The sequence below is a fragment of the Streptomyces sp. NPDC043870 genome, from assembly GCF_056435785.1.
On record NZ_JBWKDT010000044.1, the window covers coordinates 23,504 to 38,289 of the forward strand.

Annotated in this window: 12 protein-coding genes and 1 tRNA gene; 8 read left to right on the forward strand and 5 right to left on the reverse strand. The window is 73.1% G+C overall.

Annotated features, from left to right (window positions below; translation table 11 throughout):
* Nucleotides 1-66 precede the first annotated feature (66 nt).
* From AC0699_RS33535 to AC0699_RS33555, 5 genes are all read left to right on the forward strand, one after another.
* Complete coding sequence (locus AC0699_RS33535; protein WP_478667893.1) at nucleotides 67-1,656, forward strand: hypothetical protein; 1,590 nt, start codon at nucleotides 67-69, stop codon at nucleotides 1,654-1,656.
* Nucleotides 1,657-1,798: 142 nt separating this feature from the next.
* Nucleotides 1,799-3,136 (forward strand): AAA domain-containing protein, encoded by a 1,338-nt coding sequence (locus AC0699_RS33540; protein WP_478667910.1) that lies wholly within the window; start codon nucleotides 1,799-1,801, stop codon nucleotides 3,134-3,136.
* A gap of 213 nt (nucleotides 3,137-3,349) precedes the next feature.
* Complete coding sequence (locus AC0699_RS33545) at nucleotides 3,350-3,703, forward strand: hypothetical protein (protein WP_469769958.1); 354 nt, start codon at nucleotides 3,350-3,352, stop codon at nucleotides 3,701-3,703.
* Nucleotides 3,704-4,224: 521 nt separating this feature from the next.
* Nucleotides 4,225-4,893, forward strand: coding sequence for a bifunctional DNA primase/polymerase (locus AC0699_RS33550; protein WP_478667894.1), 669 nt, complete (start codon nucleotides 4,225-4,227; stop codon nucleotides 4,891-4,893).
* A tRNA-Lys gene (locus AC0699_RS33555) sits at nucleotides 4,884-4,957 on the forward strand. The genes AC0699_RS33550 and AC0699_RS33555 overlap by 10 nt, the downstream gene beginning before the upstream one ends.
* A 56-nt stretch (nucleotides 4,958-5,013) precedes the next feature.
* Here the strand turns inward: AC0699_RS33555 and AC0699_RS33560 are convergent.
* Nucleotides 5,014-6,273: a M6 family metalloprotease domain-containing protein gene (locus tag AC0699_RS33560; protein WP_478667911.1), complete on the reverse strand. Its 1,260-nt coding sequence runs from the start codon at nucleotides 6,271-6,273 to the stop codon at nucleotides 5,014-5,016.
* Between the two features lie 315 nt (nucleotides 6,274-6,588).
* Here AC0699_RS33560 and AC0699_RS33565 point away from each other — a divergent pair, with 315 nt between their 5' ends.
* A complete protein-coding gene (locus tag AC0699_RS33565) occupies nucleotides 6,589-8,580 on the forward strand; it encodes a putative bifunctional diguanylate cyclase/phosphodiesterase (protein ID WP_478667895.1) in 1,992 nt (663 codons plus the stop codon).
* 279 nt (nucleotides 8,581-8,859) lie between these two features.
* Here AC0699_RS33565 and AC0699_RS33570 read toward each other — a convergent pair whose 3' ends face one another.
* From AC0699_RS33570 to AC0699_RS33580, 3 genes are all read right to left on the reverse strand, one after another.
* Nucleotides 8,860-9,951 (reverse strand): LLM class flavin-dependent oxidoreductase, encoded by a 1,092-nt coding sequence (locus AC0699_RS33570; RefSeq protein ID WP_478667896.1) that lies wholly within the window; start codon nucleotides 9,949-9,951, stop codon nucleotides 8,860-8,862.
* 104 nt (nucleotides 9,952-10,055) lie between these two features.
* Nucleotides 10,056-10,805 carry a maleate cis-trans isomerase family protein gene (locus AC0699_RS33575; RefSeq protein WP_478667912.1) on the reverse strand — a complete coding sequence of 250 codons (750 nt, stop codon included), beginning with the start codon at nucleotides 10,803-10,805 and terminating at the stop codon, nucleotides 10,056-10,058.
* Nucleotides 10,802-11,605, reverse strand: a complete 804-nt coding sequence (locus AC0699_RS33580) for a maleate cis-trans isomerase family protein (RefSeq protein ID WP_478667913.1) — start codon at nucleotides 11,603-11,605, stop codon at nucleotides 10,802-10,804. The genes AC0699_RS33575 and AC0699_RS33580 overlap by 4 nt, the downstream gene beginning before the upstream one ends.
* Nucleotides 11,606-11,707: 102 nt before the next feature.
* Here AC0699_RS33580 and AC0699_RS33585 point away from each other — a divergent pair, with 102 nt between their 5' ends.
* Nucleotides 11,708-12,661, forward strand: coding sequence for a D-2-hydroxyacid dehydrogenase (locus AC0699_RS33585; protein ID WP_478667897.1), 954 nt, complete (start codon nucleotides 11,708-11,710; stop codon nucleotides 12,659-12,661).
* Nucleotides 12,651-14,090 (forward strand): amidase, encoded by a 1,440-nt coding sequence (locus tag AC0699_RS33590; protein WP_478667898.1) that lies wholly within the window; start codon nucleotides 12,651-12,653, stop codon nucleotides 14,088-14,090. The genes AC0699_RS33585 and AC0699_RS33590 overlap by 11 nt, the downstream gene beginning before the upstream one ends.
* Before the next feature lie 166 nt (nucleotides 14,091-14,256).
* Here AC0699_RS33590 and AC0699_RS33595 read toward each other — a convergent pair whose 3' ends face one another.
* Nucleotides 14,257-14,748: a DUF3830 family protein gene (locus tag AC0699_RS33595; RefSeq protein WP_478667899.1), complete on the reverse strand. Its 492-nt coding sequence runs from the start codon at nucleotides 14,746-14,748 to the stop codon at nucleotides 14,257-14,259.
* Nucleotides 14,749-14,786: the final 38 nt, after the last annotated feature.

Sequence of the window (14,786 nt, forward strand, 5' to 3'; positions counted from 1 at the left end):
GAAGACCTGCGCGGATGCCATCGCGTCGCCGGCGGCCGGTGCCGTGAGCCGCGGGAGGTGGGAGTCGTGTCGCTGATCGCCACCCTCGCGCGGCTGGAGGCCGTCGAGAGCGGGCGGGCGCAGCCGCTGGCCACGGTGCGGCACCGGCATCTCTCGGAACGGCCGCTCGTGTTCGTGCCGCTCACCACCGCCGGGGAGGCGGGCGCGCCGCTCGGGGCGCTCGTCGGTACGGAGCGGGACGCGCCGCGGCTGCTGGCCGTGGCGCAGCCGCGAGACCGGGACCTGCGGTTCGCGTTTCTCGCGGAGCTGGCCGAGGCGGTGCTGCCGTATCTGGACGGATACGCGGACGAGGTCGAGGCCGCCGAGCGGAACGAGACGGATCCGGAGACCGGGAAGAGGGTCAAGGTCGAGGTCGAGCTGTGTGCGGACGCGCCGCAGCTGATCGTGCCGAGCCGGCCGGGTGTCGACTTCGTACGGCTGCTGGGCCGGTCGATGCGGTTCCGGCGGACTGCGGAGCAGGACCCGGACACCCCGTATCCGGCACCGCCGCGCGTGCCGCTGCTGGGGCGGTGGCTGACGCACTACGGGGAGCGGGCGCGGGTGCCCGGCTCCTCGCTGCTGCTGGCGATGACGGACCTGCTGGGGCGGCACTGGGCGACCGGGCAGTCGCATCTGGAGGACCAGCACCTGGGTGCGCTGCTCGCGTGGATCGCTCCCCCCGACGGCGAGTCGGGCGCGGAGGCGGCCCTGCGGGCGGAGCTCGCGCGGGACGCGGGCGGCCAGCTGGTGTGCCCACCGGCGGGCCCGGCCACGGACCCGGCGTTCGACAACAGGCTGCTGGCGCCCGCGATCGAGCGGTACGACCGGGCCCGCCAGGCCCTCGCCGCGGCGGAGGACGGCGGCGCCGCGGACGAGCAGCTGGGCCGGCTGACGGCGGCCGAGCGGGAGATCCGGACGCTGCTGGAGTCGGTGCTGCGGCCGACCTGGGACGCGGTGTGGCACGGCCTGGATCTGCTGCGGGAACTGCCCGAGGGGCCGCGGGCCGCCGACCGCTGGACCCGCGACCGCTGGTCGTTCACCGGGCACCGCGACCGGGTACGCGCGGGCGAGCCCCCGCAGCCGCGCCGCGACGACGCGGTGACCGCCGCGCAGAAGCTCGCTGCGCGCGAGACGGCGCAGGCGCAGCTGGAGGCGCAGGAGGCGCTGGACGATCCGCTGGTGCTGGCCGGCCGGCGGCTCTCGGGCGAGGCGTTCGTCGGCGAGGTCACCGAAGTGGTGATGGCCTGGTCGGAGTCGAAACGGCCCTCGCCCCGGCCGCTGGTGACCGTGCGCACGGACGACCGGCCGCATCTCGGCGTGGGCGTGAAGGCGTACCGCTCGCTGGAGGGCAAGCCGCAGTCCGGGGAGTTCGTCCGGTACGAGCAGGACGGCTCGCTCGTACTGCGGCTGCTGGACCGGATGGGCCGGTCCAAGGACCCTGCGGAAGGTTCCGTTCCGGAGAAGGGCGAGCGGATCGCCTGGACGCTGTTCGAGCACGACCAGCGGGGCGGGCCGAAGCTGCCGGAGCCGGAGGAGACGCCGTGGACGCACGGCGGCCCGCCGCGGTCCGACGCGGCGGAGAGCCCGGACCCCGTGACCCCAGAGGATCTGCTGTGACGGGCACCGGTACCAGCACCGGCCCTGTGGCCTCCGCAAGATCTGCCGTCACCGGCACCAGCACCGGCCCTGTGGCCCCCGGAAGATCTGCCGTCACCGGCACCAGCACCGTGACCCCGGAGGATCTGTTGTGACCGGCACTGTGACCGCGCTGTTCGACCCGGGCGCGGAGGCCGCCCGCGCCACGGAGGCGATCCTCGCCGACACCCTGCACGGGGACGCGCGCGGCATTGTCGTGGACTCGCCGCCCGGTGCGGGCAAGTCGACGCTCGTCGTGCGGGCGGCGCTCGAACTGGCCGCGGCGGGACGGCCGTTGATGGTCGTCGCGCAGACCAACGCACAGGTCGACGATCTGGTGCTGCGGCTCGCCGAGAAAGAGCCGGAGCTGCCGGTCGGCCGACTGCACAGCAATGACCCGGACCCGTACGACAAGGCGCTCGACGAGCTGGGGAACGTACGCAAGTCGGCGAAGGCGGGCGACCTCGCGGGGCTCGACGTGGTCATCTCGACGGCCGCGAAGTGGGCGCATGTGAAGGGCGTCGAGCCGTGGGAGCACGCGATCGTGGACGAGGCGTACCAGATGCGTTCCGACGCGCTGCTCGCCGTCGCCGGGCTCTTCGAGCGGGCGCTGTTCGTGGGCGATCCCGGCCAGCTCGACCCGTTCTCGGTGGTGGGAGCCGAGCAGTGGGCGGGGCTTTCGTACGACCCGTCGGCGAGCGCGGTCTCCACACTGCTCGCGCACAACCCGGAGCTGCCGCAGCACCGGCTGCCGGTGTCCTGGCGGCTGCCGGCCTCGGCGGCGCCGCTGGTCTCCGCCGCGTTCTATCCGTACACGCCGTTCCGCAGCGGCACGGGGACGGGCGACCGGCGGCTCGCCTTCGGGGTGCCGTCGGACGGGTCGGGGCCCGACCGGGTCCTGGACGAGGCGGCGGAGTCGGGCTGGGGCCTGCTGGAGCTGCCCGCCCGCCACACGCCGCGCACCGACCCGGAGGCGGTACGGGCCGTGGCCCTGGTGGTCCGCCGGCTGCTGGACCGCGGCGGTGCGGCGGTCTCGGAGCGGTCGGCGGACCCGGTGCCCCTCACCGCGGACCGGATCGCCGTCGGCACGGCCCACCGCGACCAGGCCGCGGCGGTCCGGGCGGCGCTCACGGAGCTGGGGGTGAGCGGCGTCGCGGTGGACACGGCGAACCGGCTGCAGGGACGGGAGTTCGACGTGACGGTCGTCCTGCACCCGCTCTCCGGCCGACCGGACGCCACGGCCTTCCACCTGGAGACGGGCCGCCTCTGTGTCCTGGCCTCCCGCCATCGTCACGCCTGCATCGTGGTGTGCCGCGCGGGCGTCGCGGACCTGCTGGACGAGCATCCGTCGACGGAGCCGGTGCAACTGGGAGTCACGGTGAAGTTCCCGGACGGGTGGGAGGCGAACCACGCGGTCCTCTCCCATCTTGCGGAGCACCGGGTGGTGTGGGCAGGGCGGTAGTTGGTACGGGGGAGACGGTCTGCTCAGGTACCGGGTGGCGGGCCCGACGGCCCGGCCCGGGCGGCCCGGGAGACCGCCCGTATGAGCACCCGGGTGACCGCCCGGCATCGAAGGCGGCGGCTACGGCGCGCTGACGACACTCCCCCTCCCGGGGTGCACTTGTGCGGGGCGGGACAATGGGGGGTGGTCGGGTTGCACGAGGAGGAGACACGCATGACGGAGTCGTCGGGGCGGAGTGAGCGGCGGGTGCGGCCTTCGCCGCTGATCTTCGAGCCTTCTGAGGCCGCCTCCGACCCGGAGCACTTCTTCGATCTGGAGTCCATCGAGGACCCCCGCCGGCTGCTGGCCCGCGCGACGGAGCTGGCGCTGGCCTTCCAGGCGGCGACGGACCGGGCCCTGGAGTTCCAGGCCATCGCGGCCGCGCAGCTCGCGGACCCGCGGCGCTTCGACCGCCTGACGACGGCGGACATCGCCCGGCAGGCGGAGTGGAGCGAGGACTACGCGAAACGCATGATCGACTTCGGCCGGGGTCTTCTCCGGGGGCCGGACCCGCAGACGACGCCGTAGCCCTCCGGGGTGCGGGGCGCCTCCGGCGGGTGCGGGGGTGCGACGTGTGTGCCCGGTACCGCGGGCGTGCCCGGTGTGTCCGTCCTCAAGCTCCCCCAGAGCTTCGCCTGGGGGTACCCCCAACGGGCTCGGGGCGCGCCGGTGGGTGGTGGTGCGCAGCCCCTCCGGGCTCGACTCCTCGGGACCTGCGGGTTGCCCGGTACCGCGGGACCGTCCGGTACTTCCGCCGGTCCCTGCGGGGCCGACCCTGCACGGGCCCCGCCCCTGGCCGTCTCCCGACTGCGGGCTGTGGGGTGGTGGGACCGCTTCGGCCCAGCCCTGGCCCTCGCCGGGTGCGTGCCGTGGGCGCCGGGGCCGTCGCCGGGCCCGGTCGTGCGTTGGGCAGGAGACCAGTGGCCCACCGACGGGTGATGGGCAGGCGGCATATGCCGGGGCGCAAGATACTCCCTCCCACCTCACCCTGTCCCCGTTTCCGGCAACCCCCGGAAACGGGAAGGTGACTCTCGATAGATGTAAGCGCCATGAGTACTTGGCTGCGAGACGAGACCCCCCTGAGCCCCGCCGGCGACAGCGACGAGCAGCGGCACGACGTCTTCGAGCTCCTCCGGGACGAAGGACGGCACCACACCGCACGGATCACCGCCTCCGGCGCGGACTGGCTCGCGTCCGCGAGCGCGTACCCGCGGTCCACGCTCGCGCTCTGGGAGGCCCGGCCGACCGCGCCCGCCGTCGTGACCTGCGGGCGCGCCTTCGATGTCGTGAACGCGCCCGCGATCTTCGGCCGCAGGATGCTCGACCGGCTGTGGTCGGAGGGTCCCGGCTCCGGCCCGGTGGCCTTCCACCGCGGCCGGATGCTGCTGTTCGCCGTCCCCGGCACGGCCCAGCGGTTACCGTCCCTGCTCGAGTGGGAGGAGTGGGGCAGCTCCGTACCGACCCTGCTCTGCCACGGCGCCGGGGACGCGATCACCGCCCCGCCGCTCACCCCGCCGCCCGGCGCCCCCGCCCCCGTCCCCGGACCGCGCTGGGTGGTCGCCCCCGACACCCGGCATCCATGGCTGCCCGGGCCCGAGGTGCTGCTCTGGGCGTGTGTGCGGGCGGCCCGCGCGACCTCCGCCACGGCGGTCCGTATATCGATTTTTCCTCCCGCCGATCAGGATGCTAAGGTCTACGACGTCAGCAGGCGCCGCTAGCTCAGTTGGTTAGAGCAGCTGACTCTTAATCAGCGGGTCCGGGGTTCGAGTCCCTGGCGGCGCACAGACAGAAGAAGCCCTTCGCGAGAGCGAGGGGCTTCTTCGTTTGCGTGACCGGCCTCACAAAACCGGTGTGATCTTGACCGTCCACGCCCCCGTACGCGTACGGTCCACCACCTCCACCTTCGTCCGCTCCCCCGGAACCGTGAAGGCCTCCCCGACCCCCAGCGGCGCGTCCGCCAGCGGTGGGTAGACGGAATGGTCCCAGCACGCCTCGGACTCCGGATGAGTGTCGATCACCTCGAGCGGTCCGCCACCGGACACCTCCTCGGTCTGTACGCGGTAGATCAGCACACCCTCCGAACAGGTGTCGGCGTCGTTGCCGGTCGCGCTCCGTGCCTCGATCGCCAGCGCGGTGTTCTCGCCCGTCCTGACCACCGCGAGCCGGGTGCCGGCCGTGCCCCCGCGGACCGGCGCGGCGGCGACCGGCTCCAGGGTCAGCAGCCGGTCGGCCGCCCCGGACACGCAGCGCACCTGGCGCGGGCCCAGCCAGCCGAGCTTCCACTTGTGCCAGCCGAAGGGCTCGGGTGCGAGCCCGAACTGGCTGCCCATCACGTCCCAGTCGCCTACGTACGTGTCCCAGTCGCCCTTGCCGTCCACCGGCCGGTGATAGAGGTCAGGCAGGTCGAAGACATGACCGGTCTCGTGGGCCAGCACATTGCGGTCCGGCGGATGCCGCTCGAACACCGTGACGGCCCGCTTGATGTCGGTGCCGTCCGCGCTCACCGGCTGCTCGAAGTTGACCACCTTGGTGGCGTCGGAGTCCACGCCCGGCGCGTCCGGATCGGCGACCAGATAGACGACGTCGTAGCGCGAGAAGTCGACCAACGGATCCGCGGCCGTGACGGCGTCCCGCAGATAGGCGGCGCGCCGCCCGGGCTCCCAGTCGCGCTTCATCCGGTACGCCGTCGATGCCTGTGGCATCTCGATCCACCGCGGGACGGGATGCGCGCGCAGGTTGAACTTCCCGTACGACGCCCGATGGAAGAAGTCGCTGGTCGCGGGGAAGTGGTCCGCGGCGAGTTCCTGGGGGGTCGTGAGCGGCCTGGCGTCCGGGAAGGACAGGAAGACCAGGACCGCGTCGAGGGCGCGGTCGGGGCGTGGGTACGAGGAGTTCCAGGTGTCCAGGCCCAGCGAGTGGTGCGCCGCGGTGCGGGGCAGCGCGCAGGGGCCCGCGGAGGTGTCGGCGACAGCGGGTCCTGCCACGAGGGAGGTGGCCACGACGGCCACCAAGGAGGTGAACGCGGCCGCGGCGGCGCGCAGGTTCGGCCGCCGCTCCACCCCCTCGGGTGTTTCCTCATCCGTCTGCTGACCCTCCACGTCGACCTCCGGCTGCGGAATGCGTGACGCCTCACCCAGCTTGTGGTCTTTTAAGAGGATTCGTCCTGTTCCGCTGCCCCAGCCGGGTGAGGCGGCGGCGACACCCCGGTGACTCACAGAAAGTCACAACCGATCGCGAGAGCTCCGGCGAGGGCCACAGCCGTGCAGAAACGATCGGTCCGGACCTTCGAGTGCTCCTGCTCACCACCGAGAAGCTGGAACGGCCGCCCGGCCAGCCTCTATGATCGGCACACTTTCCCCGTTTTCCGGCCCCGACCGGACCTGAACGACACGACTGCACTGCGGGAGCGAGCGGTGAGCGGAAACACGAAAGGACCGGGCCCAGCGGCAGTCGCGGCGCCCGTGACCGCCCGACCGCCGGTCACGGAGCGTCATCCGGCCGCCGCGCCGAACGCTGCGACCGGCCTTCCGCAGGCCGTCGTCACGCACCCGTCGGTCCGTACGCCGGACGACGCCACGCACGCGTCGGACCGTGCGCCGGACGACGCCACGCACGCGTCGGACCGTACGCCGGCCGGCGCCCCCGAGGCCGTCGCGCGCACCGCCGCCCGCAGACCGTCCCCCGCCGAACTCGCCGACTACCGCGCGGCGTTCAACACCGCCCAGCTCCCCATGGCCGTCGTCGACCACGAGGGCGTCGTGGTCACCGCGAACGACGCCCTCGCCGCCCTGCTGGGCACCGAGCCCGCCGCCCTGTACGAGCAGCCCGCCGCCGACCTCGTCGACCTCGCGTCCGACGGCCGCACGTGGCACGCGTACCGCGAGGTGCTGCGCGGCCGGCGCTCCCGGTTCCGCTGCACCCGCCGGCTCAAACACGCCGACGGGCGCACGCTCTGGGCCGAAGTCACCGTCGCGCCCGTGCCGGACAGCCGCCGCGTCCTGCTCTCCATCGCGGACATCAGCGACCGCCGCGAACTGCAGGCGCGGCTGCGCCATCTCCAGATGCACGACCCGGTGACCCGGCTGCCCAACCGCACGCTGTTCTTCGAGCGGCTCTCGGCCGCGCTGGAGAGCTCGTCGTACGAGCACGGCGGCACGGGCCGGATCGGGCTCTGCTACCTCGACCTCGACGGCTTCAAGGCCGTCAACGACACCCTCGGCCACCGGATCGGCGACCGGCTGCTGGCCGCCGTGGCGGACCGGCTCACCGAGTGCGCGGACAGCGACGGTCACACCCGCAGCGGCGGCCACCTCGTGGCGCGGCTCGGCGGCGACGAGTTCGCGATCCTGGTCGAGGACTCCACCGGTACGGAACAACTCGCCGATCTGGCCCGTTCCGTGCTGGCCGCGCTCCAGCGCCCGTTCGACCTGGCCGGGCAGCGGCTGTCGGTCTCGGCCTCGATCGGGGTCGTCGAGCGCGCGGCGGACGGTACGAGCGCGACCGGTCTGATGCAGGACGCGGACACGACGCTGTACTGGGCGAAGGCGGACGGCAAGGCCCGCTGGACCCTCTTCGACCCGGAGCGCAACGCTCACCGGATGACCCGTCAGGCGCTGTCCTCGACGCTCCGGCCGGCCGTCGAGCGCGGGGAGTTCTCGCTGGAGTACCAGCCGCTGGTGTGCATGGCGGACGGCGCGGTGCGGGGTGTGGAGGCCCTGGTCCGCTGGAACCACCCGCAGTTCGGCACGCTGGCGCCGAATCGGTTCATCGGAATTGCTGAAGAGGACGGCTCGATCGTCCAGCTCGGTCGCTGGGTGCTGCGTACGGCCTGCCGGCAGGCCCGGCAGTGGCAGACCGACCACCCGGGCGAGGCGCCGATCTTCGTCAGCGTCAATGTCGCCGTACGCCAGGTCTGGGACTCCGACCTGGTCGCGGATGTCGCCGGCATCCTGGCCGAGACGGGCCTCGCGCCGCATCTTCTGCAGCTCGAACTCACCGAGTCCGCGGTCATGGGCTCGGCGGGCCGCCCGCTCCAGGCGCTCCAGTCGCTGAGCGACATGGGCGTCCGCATCGCGATCGACGACTTCGGGACGGGGTACTCCAACCTCGCCTATCTGAGCCGGCTTCCGGTATCCGTACTGAAACTCGACGGATCGTTTGTTCGCGGCTTCCGCTACGACGACGGGGCCCACCCCAACCCGGCCGACGAGACGATCGTCGAGGCGATGGTCCAACTCGCCCACCGGCTGGGCCTCACGGTCACCGCGGAGTGCGTCGAGACGGCGGGCCAGGCGGAACGTCTGCGCCGCATCGGCTGCGACACGGGCCAGGGCTGGCTCTACTCACGGGCGGTGACGCCGGAACGGATCGACGGGATGATCGGCGTCAGCCCGCTGGCGGTGTGAGGCCGGCGGTCAGCCGCTCGAGTTCGCGGGCGGCTTCGCGGACGTCGTACGTCTTCAGGGCGGGCTTCACCAGGAGCTGTGTGCGTGCGCCTGGCCATCAGGTCGCGTCTCCTGCACGGGCGTGAGGGCGAGGCGAGCCCCGTGCCCGCGCTGCCGCTTCGCCAGTCCACCCATACCCGATTCCGCCCGTTCGACCCGACTGTCAGATCGACGACGTGGGGAGCGTAGGGTCACCGTTCGCCTGGCGTGTCCGTATGCGAACTCCTCGTTCGCCCTCGTTCACAGCACCGGCAGTCCGTACGCGTCCGCGATCAGTTCGTACGACCGGACCCGTGCCTCACCGCCGTGCGCATTGGTCGTGATCATCAGCTCGTCCGCGCCCGTGCGCTTCTGCAGATCGTCCAGGCCCGTGCGGACCTCGTCCGCCGTACCGTGGATGACGTTGCCGAGCCAGCTGTCCACGAACTCCTGCTCCATGGGGCTGAATTCATACGTCTCGGCCTCCTGCGGCGTGGGGATCAGACCGGGACGGCCGGTGCGCAGCCGAAGCATCGACAGGGCGCCGGTCAGCACCTGGCGGCGGGCCTCCCGGGCGTCGTCGGACGCGAGGGCCGAGACGCCGATCAGGGCGTACGGCGCGTCGAGCACGGCCGACGGACGGAAGGTGTCGCGGTAGATGTCGAGCGCCGGGAGGGTGTTCTGCGCCGAGAAGTGGTGGGCGAAGGCGAACGGCAGACCGAGCATCGCGGCGAGCCGGGCGCTGAAGCCCGAGGAGCCGAGGAGCCAGATCGGCGGCCGGGCCGGGGACTGGACCCCGCCGGGCGCGGTGGCCTGCACCGGGCCGGGGACCGCGTGGATACGGGCGTACGGGTGGCCGTCGGGGAAGTCGTCGTCCAGGAAGCGGGTCAGCTCGGCGAGCTGCTGCGGGAAGTCGTCGGCGCCCTCGTTCAGCCGCTCGGTGCGCCGCAGCGCGGCCGCGGTCGCGCCGTCCGTGCCGGGCGCGCGGCCGAGGCCCAGGTCGATGCGGCCCGGCGCGAGAGCCTCCAGGGTGCCGAACTGTTCGGCGATCACCAGGGGGGCGTGGTTGGGGAGCATCACACCGCCCGAGCCGAGCCGGATGCGCTCGGTGTGCGCCGCGAGATGCGCGAGGATCACGGCGGGGGACGACGAGGCGACACCCGGCATGGAGTGATGCTCGGCGACCCAGTGGCGGTGGTAGCCGCGGCGCTCGGCGAGGCGGGCGATGTCCACGCTGGTGCGCAGGGCCTGGGTGGCGGTGCGGCCGCTGCCGACCGTGACCAGGTCCAGTACCGACAGGGGTACGGGGGCGGTTCCCGTCGCCGTGCCTCGGATGTCGTCGCCTGCGTCCACTGGTGGGCCCTCCTGCGCGTGTCGTACGTACCTCGACACACAACAGGAGGCTCTCTCCGCTTATTCCCGCCGCTCCGTTCCGCCGCTCCGTTCCCGCCGCGCTGTCACCGCTCGGGTTGCCACTCCGACCGGTCCCAGTCGGGGCGGGCGAACAGCGTGCCCAGCTCGTCCGCCCAAGCCCTGCGGTCGGCCAGCCGCAGCCCCTCCCACACCGTCACCTGGTTCGCCGTGAGCACCGGCTTGCCCAGGGCCGCCTCCAGCTCCTCCAGATGCGCCACGGTGTGCAGGGCGGTGTCCGGCATGAGCACCACCTCCGCCCGCGGGTCGTCCCCCGCCCGGGCCATCTCCAGCACCTGCTCGCGCTCCCACGTGCCGACCTCGGCCGCGGTCACGATCCCGCTCGCCCGCGTCGCGGTCACCTCCAGACCGGCCGCCCGGAGAAACTCCTCGAAGGACGCGGTGATGTCGTCCGGGTACGTCGCCGCGACCGCGACCCGCGCGGCGCCGAGCGCCCGCACCGCGTGGACGAACGCGAAGGACGTGCTCGACGCCGGCAGCCCCGCCGTCTGCGCCAGCTCCCGGATCTGCTGCTGCGCGCCCTCCCACCCGCGGATGAAACTCCCGCTGGTGCACGCCCACACCAGCGACTCCGCCCCGGCCAGCCGCAGCTGCTCGACTCCGGCCGCCAGCCGCCCCGCCGCCCCCATCTCGATCAGCGCGTCCTCCCGGTGCGCGTCCTCACCGATGTCGGTGTGGAAGAGCGGCAGCCGGATGTCGCTGTCGAGCAGGACCGCGATGCGGGGGTAGTCGTCCTCGGCGGAGTGCCCCGGGTAGAGGAGCCCGACGGTCGTCATGTCCATCCTTCCTGTTCCTCGGGAAGCCCCTGGGGCCGGTCGGCCTCGGGCGGCGGCCCGGCCGCGTCCATCAGCAGCGCCTGGTAGGGGCCGACCGCGTACACGCCGATCCGGCGCAGCGCCGCCCACATGGTGACCTGGTTCGCGGAGAGCACCGGCATGCGCAGTTCCGCCTCCAGCTGGGGTATCGCGTCGTACGTCGGCAGATTGGTGCAGCTGATGAAGAGCGCGTCGGCAGCGCCCACCACGGCCTGGCGCGCCATGTCCACCACGGACCGGTACGGCACCTTCCAGATGTGCCGGGTCAGCCCCAGGAAGGCGCGGCCCGTGACCGCTACCCCAGCTTCGCCCAGATACTCCTCCAGCGCCTGGGTCACCGACTCCGTATAGGGCGTGACCAGTGCGATACGGCGGGCGCCCAGCTCGTCGAGGGCTTCGAGCAGGGCGCCGGAGGTGGTGAGCGAGGTGACGTCCCCCGCCCGGGTCATCGCCTCGCACATGGCACGCTCCCCCGCGAGACCGCCGACGAAACTGCCCGAGGTGCAGGCGTAGGCGACGACCTCCGGCTCGGACGCGGCCAGCGCCCGGACCGCCTCGTCGAGCGTCTCGTGCTCGCTGACGAGCCGGGCCAGGTCGAGGGAGACCTCGACCGGTACGTACGGCGTACGGGTCAGACGCAGCGACACATCGTCGGGCACCCAGCGCCACAGCTCGCGGTCGAGCGCGAAATCGAAAGGGGCGACGACGCCGATACCGCGCTGCGGAGCGGGTCCGCCCAGCCAGGAAACATCGAGGGACAGATTCACCACAGGCCCCCTTAACGTCTTGTTGACGACGGTAGGTTCGGGTGGCAGCGTGGGTCAATCCGTACATGTCAGACGTTCAGAAACGGTTTCTGCGCGATGTCGGTCCCGATTCTTCTCGTACTGGAGACAGACCCTCCGCCCCGCCTCGGGGCGCTCACCGGCCGGGCCGAGATCCGGTACGCCGACGACCGCGGCCTGGCTGCCGAACTGCCCCACGCCGACGCGCTGCTGGTGTGGGACTTCGCCTCCGACGCGGTACGCCGCGCCTGGCCCGGCGGGGGCCCGCGGCCCCGCTGGGTGCACACCCCCAGCGCGGGCGTCGACCGGCTGCTCTGCCCCGAGTTCGCCGCCTCGGACACGGTCCTCACCAATGCCCGCGGGATCTTCGAGGAGCCCATCGCCGAGTATGTGGCCGCTCTGGTGCTGGCGATGGCCAAGGACCTCCCCGGCACGCTGGAACTCCAGCGACAGCGGCGCTGGCGGCACCGCGAGGGTCTGCCGGTCGCGGGCAGCCGGGCGGTGGTGGTCGGCGCGGGCCCAATCGGCCTGGCGATCGCGCGCACCCTGCGGGCGCTGGGCGTGGCGGCAGCGGTCACCGGGCGTACCGCCCGACCGGGTGTGCACGGCTCCGAGGAGCTCGACCGGCTGCTGACCCGAGCCGACTGGGTCGTCTGCGCCGCGCCGCTCACGGGCGCGACGCGCGGCATGTTCGACGCGCGCCGGTTCGCGCTGCTGCGGCCCTCGGCCCGGTTCATCAATGTGGGGCGGGGCGCGCTGGTCGTGGAGGACGCACTCGTCGAGGCGCTCACGGGGCGACGGCTCGCGGGCGCGGCCCTGGATGTGTTCGAGCACGAACCGCTGGGGCCGCACAGCCGGCTCTGGGACGTTCCGGGCCTGGTCGTCTCCCCGCACATGAGCGGTGACACGGTCGGCTGGCGGGACCGGCTGGCGGCACAGTTCGTCGAACTGTTCGAGCTGTGGGCGAGCGGTGAGCCGCTGCCGAACGTGGTCGACAAGAAACGTGGGTACGTCCCCTCCCATGACTCCTGAGCCGAAGGACCTGCCTGCCCTGTCCGAGCAGACCGGCCTGACTGCCCTGACCGCACGTCAACTCATCGCCGGCTACGAGCGGGGCGACTTCTCCCCGCTGGAGGTGGTCCGCGCGGTCCTCGACCGGGCCGAGGCGGCGCAGCGCCTCACCAACGCGTTCGTCCGGATCGACGGCGAGCAGGCGCTGGCGCAGGCGGAAGCGGCCACCGAACGCCGCCGCAGAAAGGAGCCGCTGGGCCTGCTCGACGGCGTGCCCGTGACGGTCAAGGACATCCTGCTGCAGGCCGGCGGGCCGACGCTGCGCGGCTCACGGACCGTGCGCGGTGCGGGGGCCTGGGACGAGGACGCCCCCGCCGTGGCGCGGCTGCGGGAGCACGGCGCGGTGCTCGTCGGAAAGACCACGACCCCGGAGTTCGGCTGGAAGGGCGTCACCGACTCCCCGCTGACCGGGGTCACCCGCAATCCGTACGACCCCTCCCGCACCGCGGGAGGCTTCAGCGGCGGCAGCGCGGCGGCCGTCGCGCTCGGCGCGGCCCCGCTGTCGATCGGTACGGACGGCGGTGGCTCGGTCCGTATCCCGGCGTCGTTCTGCGGGATCTTCGGGCTGAAGCCGACGTACGGCCGGATCCCGCTCTACCCGGCGAGTCCGTTCGGGACCCTGTCGCACGCCGGGCCGATGACCCGGGACGCCGCGGACGCGGCGCTGCTGCTGGACGTGATCAGCGGGCCGGACTGGCGGGACTGGTCGCAGCTCGCTCCCGCGCCCGCCACGAGCGGCGGCATCGGCGACGGCGTGAAGGGGCTGCGGATCGCGTACTCGCCGGCCTTCGGCGGCCAGGTCGCGGTGCGTCCCGCGGTGGCGGCGGCGGTGCGCGGGGCGGTGGGCCGGCTCGCGGAGCTGGGCGCGTACATCGAGGAGGCCGACCCGGACATCGCGGATCCGGTGGAGGCCTTCCACACGCTGTGGTTCAGCGGGGCGGCGCGGCTGGTGCAGCACTTCGGCAAGGAGCAGCGGGACCTGCTCGACCCGGGGCTGCGGGAGATCTGCGCGGCGGGCGCGCGGGCTTCCGCGCTGGACTATCTCGCGGCCGTGGACGTACGGATGGAGCTGGGCCGGCGGATGGGCCGCTTCCACACCTCGTACGACCTGCTGGTCACGCCGACGCTGCCACTCACGGCGTTCGAGGCGGGCACGGAGGTGCCGCGCGGCTCCGGGCACCGGCGCTGGACGGGGTGGACCCCGTTCACGTACCCCTTCAACCTCACCCAGCAGCCGGCGGCGACAGTGCCGTGCGGGGTGGACGGGGACGGCCTGCCGGTGGGAGTGCAGCTGATCGGGGCGCGGCACGCGGACGCGCTGGTGCTGCGTGCGGCGCACGCGCTGTACGAGTCGGGCGCGGCGACGATCCCGGCGCCGGCGGCGCCGTAGGGCTGGGCCGGGGCTTCGCCCGGACCCGTACGGCCGTCGGCCGTGTCCTCGATCTCCCCCGGAGCTTCGCCCGGGAAGACCGCCGGACGGGCTCCGTCGGAGCCCGTCCGGGGATCGAGGACGGACATACCGGCCGCGCTCACGGGGGCAGTGCGCGGGGCCCACCTCACGCACGACGGAACGTCAGCGATTCCCCGAGCGCCCCCGCGCGCCACAGGTCCTGGCAGGCCTCCGCCATCCGGTCGAGGCCGTCGACCACCTGGCCCCACACGATGCCGGGCACCCACCCCGTGTCGCCGTTCAGCAGCAGGTTGTTGCGCTCGTAGAAGAGCGCGAGATCCACCGTCACCGGCCGGGAGACGTCGCGGTCGTAGCCGTACGCCGCCGTCCCCAGTTCCGTACCGCTGAAGGTGAAGTAGCAGAGGTCGCCCGGGATGGGGGTCACCGTCGGGTTCTCCAGCGGTGGCTCCCGGTCGGCGAGCGCCGGGAAGAGGGCGTAGATCTCGTTGCGCGCGTACTTCGCGTGGTACACGTCGCCGCCGAGGGGCAGCGCGTCCCACACGGTCGCGCAGGTCACGGGCGCCCGGTCGTCGAGGAGTCGCGCGGTGCAGTGGACTCCGCGCTTTGCGAGCGAAACGTCGATGAAGCGATCGGCCATTGGTTACGCATACCCCGACTGGAGCCGGGTAGCCGCGC

Bases quoted from the DNA above. Each gene is read 5' to 3' on its own strand.
- AC0699_RS33550 (WP_478667894.1), top strand. From the start codon at position 4,225: ATGAGTACTTGGCTGCGAGACGAGACCCCCCTGAGCCCCGCCGGCGAC.
- AC0699_RS33575 (WP_478667912.1), bottom strand. From the start codon at position 10,805: ATGACGACCGTCGGGCTCCTCTACCCGGGGCACTCCGCCGAGGACGAC.
- AC0699_RS33595 (WP_478667899.1), bottom strand. From the start codon at position 14,748: ATGGCCGATCGCTTCATCGACGTTTCGCTCGCAAAGCGCGGAGTCCAC.
- AC0699_RS33545 (WP_469769958.1), top strand. From the start codon at position 3,350: ATGACGGAGTCGTCGGGGCGGAGTGAGCGGCGGGTGCGGCCTTCGCCG.
- AC0699_RS33585 (WP_478667897.1), top strand. From the start codon at position 11,708: ATGTCGGTCCCGATTCTTCTCGTACTGGAGACAGACCCTCCGCCCCGC.
- AC0699_RS33590 (WP_478667898.1), top strand. From the start codon at position 12,651: ATGACTCCTGAGCCGAAGGACCTGCCTGCCCTGTCCGAGCAGACCGGC.